The organism is Microcoleus sp. S13_B4, from assembly GCF_036700885.1.
Lineage (GTDB): Bacteria > Cyanobacteriota > Cyanobacteriia > Cyanobacteriales > Microcoleaceae > Microcoleus.
The window spans coordinates 89,233-105,328 of the sequence record NZ_JAUBPU010000016.1 but is presented as its reverse complement, the minus strand read 5'-3'; the positions used below and the strand labels follow the sequence as shown (position 1 = coordinate 105,328).

The window sequence follows — 16,096 nt, the reverse complement described above, 5'->3', positions numbered from 1 at the left end:
CTTTATTGGGAGTTTATCGGTGGCTAGTATTATCTTTTATTGCCTACTTTCTCGCCTTCTGGGCATATCTAGCATCGCGAAAAACTACCTTGCCAGATTGGGGAGACGCGGCGCTACTGGCGAGAGAAACTTTATTGGCCTCTCTAGTAGTTTTGGGGCTGTTAATTAATATCGCTCGCACCCAGAGTTTAGCTCGTCAGCAGGGTTTTGACATCACTGTTAGTGGTTGGCAGTATGGCTAATTGAGAATGGTGCAAGATCTCAGTTATATCATACCTCATCTTTCTGATAAGTGCTATAGCTGGCTTTTCTGATTAGTTTGACTTATCACCACAACTCCACAAGAAGAATTAACCTTTTTTCTGACATCCGTTACCTTAGAAGAAAGCGAATCCGTTGCCGAACTTCCTTCTTCAACATCTGCTATATCCTTGAGGGTTGCAGGTTCGGGATGCTAAAATCAAGCCGTACCATTTATCGATTGGTATTTGCTTTCCGATCCGAAATCCTAAGTTTTCAATAATTTGTCGGGTTTCCGCGTGAGTGTGACCCAACCACAAGTGATATTCTAAAGAAAGGTTTTGCACAAGTTGCCAAGTATCTCGATCTTCAAATAACAGCCATTCTGCACCTTCGCAGTCTACTTTGGCTAAATCGACCCTACCACCAATTCGCTCGATCGCCCTGCGAAATGATACCATTGGTATTTCGCCGCTGTCGCTAACTGTCGATCTGGTTTTTCCCGAAACTTCCCGAATGTCGAGGACTACTTTACCATCTCGGCCTCCTACTGCTTCCATAAAATATGTAAAATTTGCGATTTGAGATTGATGTTTGAGATAATTTTCTAGGTATGGATTAGCTTCGTAGGCGTGAATCACCGCCTGGGGAAACCTGTTCCTCGCCGCAATCGGAAATAACCCGACATTGGCTCCAATATCAATAATTGTCGTCAGTGATTCAGATAATTGCTCGACTCCGTAGCAGTCGTCTAAAAGCACTTCTATAAATTCTCCGTCCATGCCTTTCTCTGAAGGCACGTTTACTGGATGGAGTTTTCCTTGCACAATTAATTGTTCTGGCAATTGAAAGCTAGCAACTCTGTTAAAGGTAATCCCTAACTTTTGGGCTCTAATTTTACGATGGACGAGTTGCTGAAGTTTATGGAAAAGCATAGGGAGAAATTGACATTTGTTTTAATTTAATAATAACGTTATATGATGAAAAAGCCTGTCGCTACTAACATTTAGCACCGCTTATAAATCGGGTTTATGTCTGCCAGTTAAATCTGAAAAGCCCGATTTTTAGTCAACAAACCCGGCTGATTAGATTTTTTTGATAAGGCGCTAGATATTAGTACAGAGAGTTTATTTGGTTTAGGAGAAGAGTAAAATGAAAGTAAATCTGCTTTAATATATGTCACAATGCGCTCCCAAACACGGGAATCAAAATGTTAAAGTTCGCTAGACTGCTCCCAACAATTGAAGAGTTAGTAATGCTCCACTTTCCCAGGGCTGCGGAGTCGGAAATTAACCAGCGGTTGATGGAAAAATTCGCCGACCCGGGAGTGAATGCTTGGCTCGATCGTGCAAACAATGCGATCGCCCTAATTCCCGACCGCAATCCCCAAAAGACAAAATTCGCACCCTAGAGAATCTAGCACTCATACAGGCTCTACTCGATAACCACTCTGAGTGGTTCCTATCCTGGATACAGTAGACTTGTTACATGAATCAAGTTAACAGACGTTTGTCCTGCTGACAACACCCACAAGCTTGGTTCGGCACAACCCCTAGCCTTCACCCCAAGGTGACAAGAAGCCCATTATTCTCAAACGCAACATTTGTTCTTGAACACCTGAGTTTTAGCACCTGCTTGTACGTCCCGTGAGGCTGGCCACCACCGCAACTAACTCGGCAGCATCTACGGGTTTGGTTAAATGCATCTGAAAACCTGCTAATAGTGCCTGCTGACGATCGTCATTCCGGGCATAAGCCGTCAGCGCGATCGCGGGTAGCCTACCGCCCCGCTGCGCTTCAAGTTGACGCAACTTGCGGATCAGGGAGTAGCCATCCTCATCCGGCATCCCAATATCGCTCACTAAAACATCGGGGCTGCGATCGGTTGCGGTTTCGATAATGGTCAAGGCCTCCTTGACCGAAGCAACAGCCATGACATCAGCACCATACTTTGCGAGAATGGTGCTCAGCAACTCTAGCGCGTCAGCCTCGTCCTCTACCACTAAGATTTGTAAGCCTTCAAGGGTTGGCGAGGCCTGAAACATCCCCTTCGCCTCGACGAGTGAGTTTAATGGCTCTAGATCGCTGGGTGGTAGATGGATAATCATCACGGGCAGTTTGACTGTAAAGGTCGCCCCCTGTCCTATCCCTGGACTCACTACCGTTACAGTCCCGCCATGTAATTCAACTAATTGACGCACAATGGCTAACCCTAAACCCAACCCCCCATAACTGCGAGTAGTCGTGCTGTCGTGCTGGCTGAAGCGATCGAAGACAAACGGTAGAAAGTCCGAACTGATACCTGCTCCAGTGTCGCTGACAGTAATTTCAACATGGGAATTAACCCGCTGCAAACCAATCTGGACTCGCCCGTCTTTAGGCGTAAATTTGAGGGCGTTAGAAAGTAGATTCCACACAACTTGCTGCAACCTATCGGCATCCCCCAAGAGCGGGCCAACTTCAGCATCGAGCACGCTTTGCAGGCGAATTGACTTTGCCTCAGCCGCCAAGTGTACAGACTCAATCGCCGATTCAATCACCGGCACGAGGTTGACAGGACGGACTCGGAGGCGCAGTTTACCCGTGATGATGCGAGAAACATCGAGGATATCTTCGATGAGCTGGGCTTGAGACTTTGCGTTTCGCTCGATCGTCTCCAAAGCCCGCGCCACCTTATCCTCACTCAGGTTTTTCAGCCGTAACATCGTTGACCACCCTAAAATCGCGTTAAGAGGAGTTCTGAGTTCATGAGAAAGAATCGAGAGAAACTCATCCTTGGCACGGTTGGCGGCCTCTGCCTCTGCCCGAATTATTTGTTCACGGCTCAATAATTCGTCTTTGGTGCGATTAGACGCTTCCAGTTGGGCAGTGCGTTCCTGCACCCGTTGCTCTAGCTCCAGATTAATCGCCTGGATACGGTGGCGACTCTCTTCTAGTTCCTGGTTTGTAAGGGCGAGTTGGGCTGGACTGGGCGTATCGAGTGCCACTGGAATTAAGGGAATCAGTAAAAAGGTGAACGTATAGAAAGACCAAACACCAGTGACAGCTTTGATCAGTCCTGAAACCCAATAAATGGGGTGCCAAAGTGTCACTACTTCGATCAGGTGGGTTGTGCCACATAAGGCAAAGATAAAAAAGAAACCTACCAGCAGCGTCACCGTGTGGGTAGGCAGATCCTTACGTTCATTTGTAAAGTAAACAATGGCAACCGCCACCGAGTAATAAGCGAGGGTAGTCAAGGCATCGGACGTTATGTGCAGCCAGACTAACCCCGGTTTCCAGAGGTAACAATGCCCGTGAGGAATGAAATTAGTTGAAAAGAAGGTGCTCAAGAGGTCAGGCATATTAGTTTACGGCACTGTCAAGTTAATAATTTAGGGGGTGTCATCAATTCAACCAGATGACCGCAGCAGCCCGAAGAATCGCACGCGGGAAAGTTCACCGCCCTAGGGTGATAGCGCGTCGCGATTGCCTGATACTGCTTGAGCTTGGGGAAAAAGTTCTCAATCAAATGACGGGCTTTGTACAATTGAGCCTCGTAAGTTTCCAGGGTGTTGCAATTGCGGCTTTTGTCAAATCATGGCGCTCTCCCCCTCGGCATTGAGGCGGTCAATCACACGCTGATCTGGATCATAGCCCTTGTTAGGCAGCAGTGTATGCGCCACGAGGAACGGCGGCAGTTGGTCGCCTCCTGCTCGCGTCACCAGTTTGTCCGGGGGTGAGGTGAAACCCCAACGACTCACCTCAAAAAGCTCAGCAAAAAGATGTTTCTTTAGAGTGGGAAAATGCCTGGATCGGAAAAAATGAGAAGGAGTCAGAAGACAGAATTTAGAATTCAGAATACCCCATGCCTGGAGTGATGGTTTTCGGTAACGAAAGATTTTTTTGATCCACGATTAAAATCGGGCGATTGAAACCTGGATTCTCCATCCTGTCGCACAGAATCCATTCCAAAAGTCTGTATAACTTACGGCACAGTGACTCTGGAACAGGTCGCACAAGAATCCCATAATCCTTGAGCGCCAGCTTGCTCTCTTTTGCCAATATACACTCCTACAGTTTATGAAAGTTGATGCTTCAATTGCCAGCTCTTTCCACTGCTTGTTATCCTTATTACCTACAAATGACCACATTTCATCACATTGAATTGTGAGCTTCCCTTTCTTTTTTGACTTCACTTCTACTTCTCTTTTTACCGCTCTAATTTTTTATTAACATAGTATTGCAACCACCGCATCAACATCTTACAAGTACCGATAGTGTAAAAATTGACTCATTTCGTAAGTCCTGTTCTTCCTTATTCCTAAATCAATCATTAATAAATTCACCTTCACAGATAATCGAGTCTCGGTTCTCCAAATCTTCTTGATTCCAGACCGCGTTTAATGCTGCGGAACTTAAGGAAGTTGACATCGTATTTAATGTTGTGTTGTAGTATTCGGCAGCATTATTAAGTTCTACCTGGGGCGCTTCCTTGAAGTATGAATTAATATCAGGCGTACAACGCTGGGCTTGGTAGTATAAATAAGCTTCAGCATTAATACACATTACATGGTAAAAATCCTTATTTGCTGCCGTCACATCTCCAAGTTTATACAGCGCTAAACCCCGGTTCAGATAAGCTTTAACATAGTTGGGTTCTAGTTCCACTGCTTTGTCAAAGTCTTCAATTGCAAGCTGCATTTGTTTTAATTTATAGCGAACGCAACCTCTGTTATAATAGGCATAAACATTTTGTGGATCGATGCCGAGTGCAGTGTTGTAATCGGCGATCGCCTGCGTATTGTCTCCTAATTGGTGGTAACAGAGACCTCGATTTATGTAAGCTTTGATATATTTTGGATTCAACCGCAGCGTTTCGTTAAAGTTTTCTGTTGCAGCCTCTTTTTCTCCCAAAAGGTAGTAAGCGCGCCCCCGGTTGTAATAGGTTTTATAATTGTGGGAATTGAGAGATAGAGCTCGATTGTAGTCTTCTATTGCTTCTTCGTAATTTCCTAAATTAGCAAGTACAAGTCCCCGGTTGTTGTAGATAGCGTGGCTGTTAGGCTTATTTGCCAAAGCGCAGTTGAGATCTTCAATGGCTTTTTCGTGTTCTCCGAGATGACGCCAAGCATTGCCTCGATTCAAGTAAGCCTCGAAGAAATTAGGATTGATATCTAGGGCTTGGCTGAGGTCTGCGATCGCTTTTTGGTAGTCTTTCATGTAATAGTAAACCAAGCCACGATTGTTGTAGGCTTTGGCATCGGCGGGATTGACTTGCAGTATCTGAGCGAAGTCCTCAAGTGCTGCTTCATAGTTTCCTTTCTTGGCGCTGTGCAAACCGCGCTTGTAAAATTGTTTGAGGTTCATAGGTCAACTTTCAGGATTGCTTGATGCTGGGGGTTGATTCCTGTGCAGTCAGTTTTGAGTTCGACAGCCGTTAATCTGTTGAAAGAGCATCCACCTGCGGTCAGAGTAAGTCTTAAATGATTCCCGGCAATCTACCCTAAACAGGATTTTTGGTTTATTTTAACAGTAGTTAAATCCTGTTGAAAGGCTCTGCACGTCGGCTGGATTTACTTATTAGTCAGTTCGATTGTTTACCCGACGATCGACTGGATATCAAAAGTCTAGTTTTACTTGGTGCTGTGTGTCTCTTGATGCGGGGGCGATCGGCTCGATCGCCAAATTAAGTTTGATACCGCTATTCAGTATAAATTGTTGCCCGCAGTCCTACCGAGTAAACTCTATATTTTTTTGACAAACTTCGTCTCATTATTTGCGGCAGTACGTCTCTACCAACTTTTGTTGCGTAATTACCAATTACCGATTGATTTCCTCTTCCACATAAACAGTCAATTTCTCCAAATCTGGAAGTTCGATCAATTCTTGTTCCTTTTCCTTAACCGAGACGGGCATCATCACAGGTTTACGGTGTTCGATCCAGCAACTCGCCAGCGGTAAAGTTTGTTCCAAATCTTCCAAAGGCCTCGGAATTACCATCACGGCGTTCAACTCGCCAATTCGCTCAGCTTCGTACATCCCGGCTTCTACGGCTACTGCTACATCTGCAACTGCACCCCGAATAATTGCCGTGCACAAACCTGCGCCAATTTTCTCGTAAGCTGCCAAGTGTACGTCTGCGGATTTGAGCATAGCATCGCAAGCACCGACCATTGCGGGAAATCCCCGGGTTTCGAGCAAACCGATCGCCTGATTGCTAAGCCGAGAATAATTGCCACTTTCGGAAAGTTCAGTCAGCCGAAAGCCGATCGGCAAAACCACTTCCAAATTAGCCAAAGGTCTAGGAATCACCAACTTAGAAACAAACTGCCCGAACTGTTCGGCCGTTTGAGCTCCCGCTTCCACAGCCAAACGCACATCCGAAATTCTGCCGCGGACGATCGCCGTACAGTGACCGGAACCAATTTTTTCGTATCCTACTAAAATTACTCCTGCCGACTTCAGCATCATGTCAGCAGTCCCCACAATTGCCGGAAAACTCTTGGTGGATACCAAACCCAAAGCAGTGTCTTTGAAGTATTCCTGGCGCTGCGATCGCTCTTCGTGACTGTTACGATCTGTTTGTCCGTCCATCTTCTATTACCCTTAGAAACTTCCCAAAATAAAAATTTGTTAATAGTTTATAGTTTCTCAGATGAGAAGACAGACTGCACGAGCTACAAGACACTGATTGCTGCGGCAAAGCCTTACAAATTGCTGAGCTACCAATAATATGAGATTACCTATTTATATTTAATCTTTCTGCCTTCAGCATAGCTGCCTTTTGCCGAAATGATGGCTACCCGGAACCGCCCGATGGAGTTTGGCCGTTTTCCTCCGAGCGATTAAAAGCTTGGCGGTGCGGAAACAGCGTCCCCAACAGCCGATTGATGTGAGCTTGACCGTACAGAATAGTTGGCGTTTCCCCTGGTTGGGGAGGCTCTGCGGCGGTGGATTCCGGCGGATCTGGGGCAGTCTCCGGCGCAGTTTGAGGCGGTGTTTGGGCGGGTTGTGGCGGCTCGATCGGCTCGATGGGTCGATCGACTGGTGGCGTAGTGACTTCGGGGGTTTCTGGTGATGTTGGCGCTGCTGTTGGCGCTGTTGCGGTTGCTTCTTCTGCGGCGACTTGGCGGCTGGTATCTCCGATTAGAGAACCTGCTGGCATAATTTGCATTTTTTCGATACAAGGATTGATTAGGGTCGTCCCGGCGCCAATACAGGCATTTTCCCCGATCCTTCCCGCACCTACCACCAGCACCCCTGCACCCAGAATAACGCCTGCCCCAATGTCGAGATTACCTTCACGGGCGTGAAGGATAACTCCCATACCGATACAGGCACCGGCGGCGATCGAGATTCGGCTACCCGGCTCTGCTTGCAGGATTGCTCCAGGGGCGATCGCCGCACCCTCATTCACAACTACATCGCCACTCATCAAAATCTGAGAGTTGCTACTTAATTGCAGTGGCGATAAATACATTCAACTTCACCATGAAAGGAGCGATTTTTTTAGATCAAAGGACTTTAAATTATGGGTTTTTTCGACTAATAAATTTAACCATGTCAATCTAAGAAACGATTATTTACTAATACTGAGAAGCTTGATGCTTTAACGTTTTCTAGAAAGTTCCAGAAGATTCGAGATTTTGACCAACCCTTCTCAATTGAGCTTTTTAACTATCTCAAATCCAACTTCAATCCGCTTGGATTTCTCCCGTGGGCACCTGTGCGAGGGCTTAACGGGAGAAACAAGTTAATTACCTGGCAAATTAAGGTCGTTGGATAATTTCTTCGAGTACCCGGCGCTTCGCCTTGGAGTCGATACCCAGCAAACGGACGTACTCGCCGCTGTGTTCTTTGAGACAGCTTTCGAGGGCAGAAATCACTTCGGATTCGCGGTTGGATGAGATCGGGGCGCAACTGCTCCAAGAACCAGTGCGGAAACGGCGCGCGTCGGCGTGTTCCGTGCCAATTTTGTAGCCTTGGGAAAGCAGGTTGCGGATTTGGTCGATCGTCTTGCCGGTCAAACTTCCGCTGCTCGCCGAACCAGTCGAAGCTGCTTTGTATCCCGAGGTTGCTGCCGGCTTAGCCGATTGAGCAACTGGGCCGTCGGGACGCTGAATAATTTCTTCAACTATGCGTCGCTTAGCTTTCGGGTCAATCCCGATCAAGCGCACGTATTCGCCCGGATACTCGTTCATCACAGCTTCCAAAGCGGCGATCGCCTCAGATTCGTTTTTCACTTGCAGCGAAGCTCCGCTTTGCCAAGAACCGGTGCGGAAGCGGCGCGCGTCGGCGTGTTCCGTCCCCACCTTGTAGCCTTGAGCTAGCAAGCCGCGAACCTGAGCCACTGTTTCGGCACTCAATTTTCCGCTTGACACGGAACCGCTATTGTGGTGGGAAGCTTGTTGTGCAACTTTACCGTTAGATTGGTGAGTTTTCGCACCGTTAGAACCGTTAGAGCCATTATTCTCTCCCGGTCTTTGGACGATTTCTTCTAGTACGCGGCGTTTGGCTTTGGTGTCAATCCCGATCAAGCGGACGTATTCTCCTTGGTGTTCAGCCATGCAAGCTGACAAAGCGGCGATCACTTCTGAGTCACGAGTTGAGGAAATCGGGCCGCAAGTACGCCAAGAACCGGTACGGAAGCGGCGTGCGTCGGCGTGTTCGGCTCCCACGCTGTATCCTTGAGCTAGTAAATTGCGGATGCTATCGGCAAGAGTTGAACTCAATTGGGTGCCGGCCTGGGTAGAATATTTGGTTTGATTCATATTTGGGTTTGTACTTTTCTCGTTGCGAATTGGTGCTAGACAGGCGATGTTCTCAGCGCAGCGATAACCCGTTCTCAGAGCGTCATTGATGCCGATGACATGGGTCGCAAATTGAACGTCAGAATCTTGAACGTCAGGCAAGCGATCGGCTTGCTTCTGATTAGTGATGATGGCTCCCGAAGGTACGTACTTACCCGGGGGAATCTCCACATCTTTAATTAGTACGTGCATCATGACAATGCAGCCGTTGCCCACTCTGGCATTGAACACCGTAGAACGAAAGCCGATAAAGCTATCGTCGCCCACGTAGGCAGGGCCGTGAATTAAACTCATGTGGGTGAGGGAAGTATTTTTCCCCACCCACACAGAATAGGATTTGCCGTCGTCTCCTGTGACTCGGCCTTGTTCTAGGCCGTGAATCACTACTCCGTCTTGAATGTTGCTTCCTGATCCGATATAAAAAGGAGTGCCTTCATCGGCGCGGATAGATGTCCCGGGGGCAATCATCACATTAGAACCGATATGCACATCCCCAATAATGTTAGAAAAGGAATGTACGAAGGCGGTATCGTGAATTTTGGGCTCAGCCAAGTTTTTCGACCAAGGCGTCGGGGGAGCCGCAACGTTGCGGACTGCCATAAATTAAGTTCTCCTAAGTTGAAAAATCTTTTTGTTAGTTGTTAGTTGTTAGTTGTTAGTTGTTAGTTGCTAGTTGTTAGTTATTTTTCGACTAACTGCTAACTGCTAACGGTTGCAACTAGCGGTACGGGTCGTCTTTTTTACTGTAAATGAGGCGATTTTCTACATTGACAGTATCTATAATGCCTACTACTAGAGCATCGATCGGACGGTTTTCACTGCCGGGCGCGATCCGGGCTGCGCTGCCTCGGGTTACTAAAACCCATTCATCGATACCAGCGCCCACACAGTCAGCGGCTACCTCATAGCCGGGAACTGGTGAACCTTCCTCATCGATGAATTGCAGCAGGAGAAATTTCGATCCTCTCAGCGTCGGCTCTTTTTGGGTACTGACAACTGTGCCGAGAACTTTGGCCATTTGCATTTTAGGTAATTGGTAATTGGTAATTGGTAATTGTCATTTTTACAGGGTCACTTGTTTTTTTTATTAGCTCTGTCCGATGTCCGGTGTCCGTCTTTTAGAGCTTCGTCTAGTAACTAATGACTCATGACTAATGACTCATGACTAATAACCAATATCCCATGCCCACCTCAATTAAAAATTAAAAATGCTAAATCAAAAACATCGCGATTTTTAATTTTTAATTACCAAACGCCCCTAACAGCCGATCGCCTATCTTATGATCTGTTGAGGGGACGAATGCCACTGACGCCTTCGCGGAACTGTTCTACAGCTTCGGTGTAGCGAATCGGCAGCACGTACTCTAAGTTTTCGTGAGGGCGGGCGATAATGTGGGTGGACATCACTTGTCCGCCGTTAACGCGCTTCACTGACTCTACTCCGGCGGCGACAGAAGCTTGCACTTCCGAGACATCTCCTCTTACAATGACCGTAACCCGAGCGCTACCGATTTTTTCGTAGCCTACCAGGGTGACGCGGGCTGCTTTGACCATCGCGTCAGCGGCTTCTACCACTGCGGGGAAGCCTAGGGTTTCGATCATGCCAACTGCAATTGCCATTGGTTTTACTCCTGATTGAATATTGGGGGAACTAAACTGTTAATTTTTGACGATCGCACAAATTTTCTTTTAAGGAAACTTTTGTGCGCTAAGAACTTAGTAGCCTCGGAACTGTTCTACTGCTTCTGTATATCGAATCGGCAGAACGTATTCTAGGTTTTCGTGGGGGCGAGCGATGATGTGGGTAGAGACGACTTCTCCGCCGTTCACCCGCTTGACGGATTCCACTCCTGCTGCGACTGAGGCTTGGACTTCCGACACGTTGCCGCGCACAATTACGGTGACGCGAGCGCTGCCGATTTTTTCATAACCCACCAGGGTAACGCGGGCAGCTTTGACCATAGCGTCGGCAGCTTCCACAACAGCGGGAAAACCTTTTGTCTCAATCATTCCCACGGCAATTGACATTTTTGAATCTCCTTTGAGGATGAGCGAAATTACCGTTACAAATCTTTGAGAAATCTAAAAATTTGGACGGGGAGGCCCACATTATTTAGTAATGCAGTGTAAACCTTCCTATCCTATAAGAATAGGGGAAGGTGTCCACCTTGACAATATAAACTAACATCATAATGTTTAATAACAAAAATTAAAATTTTTTATGTTACTTAAAATAATTTAATATTTATTTAATAATCTTAATATAAAGAGGGGTAGAGACCGACGGCGAGAGGAATTAAAGTAAGTAATAATACTCATATAAAGAAGAGTTCGGTATGTAAAGCCGGAGCTGATCACTGCCGAGAAACTTGGGGATTCCAAAAGGGGGATCGCGGGTAAATCGGCAAAAAAGGCAGTCTTAGCCCATCGGCAGGCATTTTTTTCTTTGAGTGCCTCGTCTGCTCAGCAAGTAATTTTGTGTGGAGATAATTCTCAGTTTTGATGCTTTAATGTATAGTGAATCTTGGGTGCAAATTATTTTGCCACAACTATACGATCGGCTTTAGTCAAAGTTTTAGGGTGTCGCGCGATCGCGCGCAACTGCTTTTGTATAAAGGCAGCCAGTAATTTCAAGTTTAAGGGATAAATTAAATGACTCAATTTCTCCTCCAAGCCTGTTGGTGGGTACCTTTATATGGCTTGATAGGCGCAATTTTAACTTTGCCGTGGTCTACGGGAACAGTTCGCAGAACAGGGCCGAGACCGGCGGCTTACTTCAATTTGCTGATGAGTGTGTTGGCTTTCATACACGGGTCAGTTATTTTTACAGCGACTTGGGGTCAACCGCCCCAACAGTTGCTCGTGCACTGGGTGCAAGCAGCAGATTTAGATTTGTCTTTTGCAATAGAAATCTCCACCATCAGCGTCGGAGCAATGGAGTTAGTTACAGTTCTGAGTTTGCTAGCACAAATTTACGCTCTAGGCTACATGGAAAAAGACTGGGCGCTAGCTCGATTTTTTGGGCTGATGGGTTTTTTTGAAGCAGCAATTAGCGGCATTGCCATTAGCGACTCGCTGCTTCTAACTTACGCTTTGTTGGAAGTGCTGACGCTTTCAACTTACTTGCTAGTCGGGTTTTGGTACGCTCAACCGCTGGTAGTAACAGCCGCTAGAGATGCGTTTTTAACAAAGCGTGTAGGAGACGTGCCACTGCTGATGGGAGTAGTGACGCTTTCAACTTTAGCAGGAAGTTTGAATTTTTCCGATTTGGAAATATGGGCTGAAACTGCAACTTTGTCTCCTGTAGTGGCGACTCTTTTAGGTTTGGCTTTAATCGCCGCACCTACAGCCAAGTGCGCTCAATTTCCATTCCATTTGTGGCTCGACGAGGCGATGGAAGGGCCCAACCCGGCTTCGATTATGCGGAATACGGTAGTTGTGGGCGCTGGGGCTTATGTTTTGATTAAACTTCAGCCTGTTTTAGCGCTGTCGCCCGTGACGGATGCGGTGCTGGTGGTTTTGGGTGCGGTGACGGCTGTTGGCGCTTCCTTGGTGGCGATCGCCCAAATCGACATCAAAAGAGCACTATCGCATTCTACCAGCGCCTCTTTGGGTTTGGTGTTTATCGCCGTGGGACTAAATCAAGTTGACATTGCTTTGCTGTTGCTGTTCGCGCACTCGATCGCCAAAGGCCTATTATTCATGAGCGTAGGGTCAATTATTACCACAACTAACACTCAGGATTTAACAGAAATGGGTGGGTTGTGGTCGAAGATGCCTGCCACGACTACGGCTTATTTAGTAGGCGCTGCGGGGATGGTAGCGCTGTTGCCGCTGGGCAACTTTTGGGCGATGCGACGCTGGCTTAACGGTTTTTGGACGGTGCCTTTGTGGCTGGTAATAGTGCTGCTTTTAGTTAACTGTTTGACAGCGCTAAATTTAACTCGCATATTCGGTTTAGTGTTTGTGGGAAAACCGCAGCCGAAAACTCGCAGAGCTCCCGAAGTTGGTTGGCCGATGGCTTTGCCGATGGTAATTTTGACGGTGATGGGGCTGTTGGTGCCTTGGATGTTGCAGCAGTGGCAACTATTAATTAGTTGGACGGGCCCTTGGGCGGAAACGGGGGATTTTGATGCTTTAAATTTGCTTTTGAAGACGCTGGATACGCCACTGTTGTTGTTATCGGGGTTGATTGGCGTTGCGGTTGGGGTGGCGATTTATTGGTACGGGGTTTTACCTCGACCGGTACGGCTGCCGGTGCCGGCGTTGCAGGATTTGTTTGCTTACGACTTTTATATCGATCGAGTTTACCGCGTGACAGTCGTTTGGGCGGTGGCTTTGATTTCTAAAATCAGCGCTTGGACTGATAAGTATGTTGTGGATGGGGCGGTGAATTTGTTCGGTTTTGCCACAATCTTCAGCGGTGAAGGGTTGAAGTACACTGGCACCGGTCAGTCGCAGTTTTATGTGTTGACTATTGCCGGGGGGGTTGCTGTGTTGCTGGCGTTGATTATTTGGCAGTTTTAAACTGTAGTGGTTGGCAGATGAATTTTTCGGGGTTTGTCTGCTTTTTGTCTGATGTTATTTAATTTTTCACCGCAGATAAGGGCGGATGAACGCAGATGAACGCAGATGATTTTAGTCTGGGTTTGTCTGCTTTTTTATCTAGTTTTACTCAAACTCGATCGGCTACAATTCTGTCACCCCAACTTCCCAACCGGGCAAAAGTTGGGGAATTGAAATCATGTCGCCGTCTCTCAATACCACTGGCTCTGCTTGGGGAGTGTAAATTGTTATTGTGCGCTTGTCTGGGTCGATTAATATTCCTACTTTTGCTCCGAGTTCGATGAATGATGAAATTTTTTCTCGGAGGGGTTTGAGGAGATCGGACTGAGATTTGATTTCTACAACTAAGTGGGGAACGAGTTCGGCAAAATACCTTTTACTTTGTTTGAGGCGTGCCGCTAACACCAACGAAACATGGGGTGCTCTGAGCTCGGAATTGGGAAGGATAAACCCGCCGCTGGAGTCAAACACTTGTGCGAGTTTGCGAGGTTTGACCCAGTTACGCAAAAGACTGCCAAACTCGGCTCCAATTTCGCTCGATACAATGTCTGATGGGCCCATAACGATAATCTTTCCGTCTACCAGTTCTAGTTGGTAGTCTAGATGTGCTTCCGAGAGTATAGCTTGCAGTTGTTCCCAGTCGGCAATGGTGAGGCGGGTGGAAGGAGAACCGGATTTAATTTGCAAATCTTGTAGATCTGTAAGACTTGAGGTTATAGGAGCATTCCAGAGACATTTGAATCTATGCTAACAAGAAAATCCGCCGATCGCTTTTTTATTCAGTTGCTTTGCGTTAATGTTAAATATAGCTCTAAATACTGTGTAACAAAGGAAAGTTTTAATTGATGCTCAGTGCTTTAATCTGGATACCAATGTTGGCTGCTGCCCTGATTGGGCTCTGGCCCGGTTCAGTGAGTTCTAAAATAGTTCGGAATGTCGCGATCGCCATTGCGGGTATAACTTTTATTCTCTCGGTGATTTTGGCAGTTCAGTTTGATGCCAGTACCAGTGAGTTACAGTTTTCGGAATTTATTCCTTGGATAGATGTTTTGGGATTGAATTACAATCTCGGTGTTGATGGTTTGGGTCTGCCTTTGGTAATTTTAAATACTCTGCTGACAGGGGTAGCTATTTACGCTACGGATGAGTCGATCCGCAGACCTCGACTTTATTATTCTTTGATTCTGTTAATTACCGGCGGCGTAACAGGGGCTTTTTTATCTCAAAATTTGCTGCTGTTTTTCCTGTTTTTTGAGGTAGAATTGATTCCGCTTTACCTGTTAATTGCGATTTGGGGAGGCGAGCGCCGGGGTTATGCTGCTACTAAGTTTTTAATCTATACTGCATTTTCGGGAATTGTGCTGCTGGCTGCTTTCTTGGGTACTGGTTGGCTTAGCGGTGCTTCGAGTTTCGATATGGTTGGTGCAGCGGGCGCATCGCATTTGCAAGGAGGATTGCCATTGCCTTTGGTAAGGCAAATTGTTTTGCTGGCAGGGGTGTTGCTGGCTTTTGGTATTAAGATGCCCTTGGTGCCTTTTCATACTTGGCTGCCGGATGCTCACGTAGAAGCTTCGACGCCGGTTTCGGTGCTGCTGGCGGGGGTGCTTTTGAAGCTGGGGACTTATGGGATGCTGCGCTTTGGTTTGGGTTTGTTTCCCGAGGCGTGGGCGGTGGCGGCACCTTGGTTGGCGAGTTGGGCTGTGGTGAGTGTGCTTTACGGGGCGAGTTGCGCGATCGCCCAAAAAGATATGAAAAAAATTGTAGCTTACAGTTCGATCGCTCACATGGGCTACATTTTGTTAGCTAGCGCTGCAGCTACTCCGATTAGTACGTTGGGAACTGTTTTGCAAATGGTTAGCCACGGCTTAATTTCGGCGCTACTATTCTTAACCGTCGGCATTGTTTACAAAAAATCCGGCACCCGCAACATCGATGTGCTCCAAGGTTTATTCAATCCAGATCGCGGTTTGCCGATGATTGGCAGTTTAATGATCCTCGGCGTGATGGCAAGTGCCGGCATTCCGGGTTTGGCTGGATTTATTGCTGAATTTTTGATGTTTCGGGGCAGTTTGCCAGTGTTTCCCGTGCAAACTTTGCTTTGCATGATCGGCACTGGTTTAACTTCAGTTTACTTTTTAATTATGGTCAACCGCGCCTTTTTCGGCCGCCTTTCGGATGTGGTGGTGAATTTGCCGCAAGTCCGCTGGCGCGATCGCATCCCTTCGCTGATTTTAGCAATAATTATCGCCATCATGGGAGTGCAGCCGGGAGTTTTAGTTGCTTTGAGCGAAAAAACTGCGATCGGATTGGTAGCTAATGTGCCACCGCAAGTTAAAGTGATTGCTCACAATTTAGATTGATAGGATGCCCCGTCGATCGATCGCAATCCAATTCGTTTGTAGTGAGGAATGCAAGTCATCATAAACTTCTGAGGATGGTCGTACTCACTACAAACAAGTGTACCCCGCAAAAACCGTAAAAAACCTGCTTTCTTCGATC

General features: G+C 47.0%; 13 protein-coding genes and 1 pseudogene. 4 read left to right on the top strand and 10 right to left on the bottom strand.

Annotated features, from left to right (window positions below; all coding sequences use genetic code 11):
- Positions 1-242, top strand: a pseudogene (locus QT994_RS12230) (IS701 family transposase); the annotation flags it as partial.
- A gap of 171 nt (positions 243-413) precedes the next feature.
- Here the strand turns inward: QT994_RS12230 and QT994_RS12225 are convergent.
- Entirely contained in the window at positions 414-1,175 is a 762-nt protein-coding gene (locus QT994_RS12225) for an FkbM family methyltransferase (RefSeq protein ID WP_333174783.1), read from the bottom strand.
- A gap of 275 nt (positions 1,176-1,450) precedes the next feature.
- Between QT994_RS12225 and QT994_RS12220 the strand changes: the two genes are divergently transcribed.
- Positions 1,451-1,651, top strand: a complete 201-nt coding sequence (locus QT994_RS12220; protein ID WP_333174780.1) for a hypothetical protein — start codon at positions 1,451-1,453, stop codon at positions 1,649-1,651.
- 213 nt (positions 1,652-1,864) lie between these two features.
- Here QT994_RS12220 and QT994_RS12215 read toward each other — a convergent pair whose 3' ends face one another.
- The 8 genes from QT994_RS12215 to QT994_RS12180 all read right to left on the bottom strand — a co-directional run bounded on the left by QT994_RS12215 (position 1,865) and on the right by QT994_RS12180 (position 11,059).
- Positions 1,865-3,583 (bottom strand): ATP-binding protein, encoded by a 1,719-nt coding sequence (locus tag QT994_RS12215; RefSeq protein WP_333045648.1) that lies wholly within the window; start codon positions 3,581-3,583, stop codon positions 1,865-1,867.
- Positions 3,584-4,547: 964 nt separating this feature from the next.
- Positions 4,548-5,588, bottom strand: coding sequence for a tetratricopeptide repeat protein (locus QT994_RS12210; RefSeq protein ID WP_333045650.1), 1,041 nt, complete (start codon positions 5,586-5,588; stop codon positions 4,548-4,550).
- A 453-nt stretch (positions 5,589-6,041) separates the two neighbouring features.
- On the bottom strand, positions 6,042-6,815 hold the full coding sequence (locus tag QT994_RS12205) for a BMC domain-containing protein (RefSeq protein WP_333045652.1): 774 nt from the start codon (positions 6,813-6,815) through the stop codon (positions 6,042-6,044).
- 205 nt (positions 6,816-7,020) lie between these two features.
- Entirely contained in the window at positions 7,021-7,701 is a 681-nt protein-coding gene (locus QT994_RS12200; RefSeq protein WP_333174777.1) for a carbon dioxide concentrating mechanism protein, read from the bottom strand.
- A gap of 289 nt (positions 7,702-7,990) precedes the next feature.
- Positions 7,991-9,631, bottom strand: coding sequence for a ribulose bisphosphate carboxylase small subunit (locus QT994_RS12195; RefSeq protein ID WP_333174775.1), 1,641 nt, complete (start codon positions 9,629-9,631; stop codon positions 7,991-7,993).
- A gap of 118 nt (positions 9,632-9,749) precedes the next feature.
- Complete coding sequence (locus tag QT994_RS12190) at positions 9,750-10,055, bottom strand: EutN/CcmL family microcompartment protein (RefSeq protein ID WP_172186882.1); 306 nt, start codon at positions 10,053-10,055, stop codon at positions 9,750-9,752.
- 254 nt (positions 10,056-10,309) lie between these two features.
- Positions 10,310-10,651 carry a carbon dioxide-concentrating mechanism protein CcmK gene (locus QT994_RS12185; protein WP_006635058.1) on the bottom strand — a complete coding sequence of 114 codons (342 nt, stop codon included), beginning with the start codon at positions 10,649-10,651 and terminating at the stop codon, positions 10,310-10,312.
- 96 nt (positions 10,652-10,747) lie between these two features.
- Entirely contained in the window at positions 10,748-11,059 is a 312-nt protein-coding gene (locus tag QT994_RS12180) for a carbon dioxide-concentrating mechanism protein CcmK (protein WP_006635059.1), read from the bottom strand.
- A 624-nt stretch (positions 11,060-11,683) separates the two neighbouring features.
- On the opposite strand from QT994_RS12180, the gene QT994_RS12175 reads away from it, so the two are divergent.
- Positions 11,684-13,558, top strand: coding sequence for an NAD(P)H-quinone oxidoreductase subunit F (locus tag QT994_RS12175; RefSeq protein WP_333174773.1), 1,875 nt, complete (start codon positions 11,684-11,686; stop codon positions 13,556-13,558).
- Positions 13,559-13,720: 162 nt separating this feature from the next.
- Here the strand turns inward: QT994_RS12175 and QT994_RS12170 are convergent, their stop codons facing one another.
- A complete protein-coding gene (locus QT994_RS12170) occupies positions 13,721-14,284 on the bottom strand; it encodes a Uma2 family endonuclease (RefSeq protein WP_333174770.1) in 564 nt (187 codons plus the stop codon).
- 158 nt (positions 14,285-14,442) lie between these two features.
- On the opposite strand from QT994_RS12170, the gene QT994_RS12165 reads away from it, so the two are divergent.
- Positions 14,443-15,957, top strand: coding sequence for an NADH-quinone oxidoreductase subunit M (locus QT994_RS12165; RefSeq protein WP_333174768.1), 1,515 nt, complete (start codon positions 14,443-14,445; stop codon positions 15,955-15,957).
- Positions 15,958-16,096: the final 139 nt, after the last annotated feature.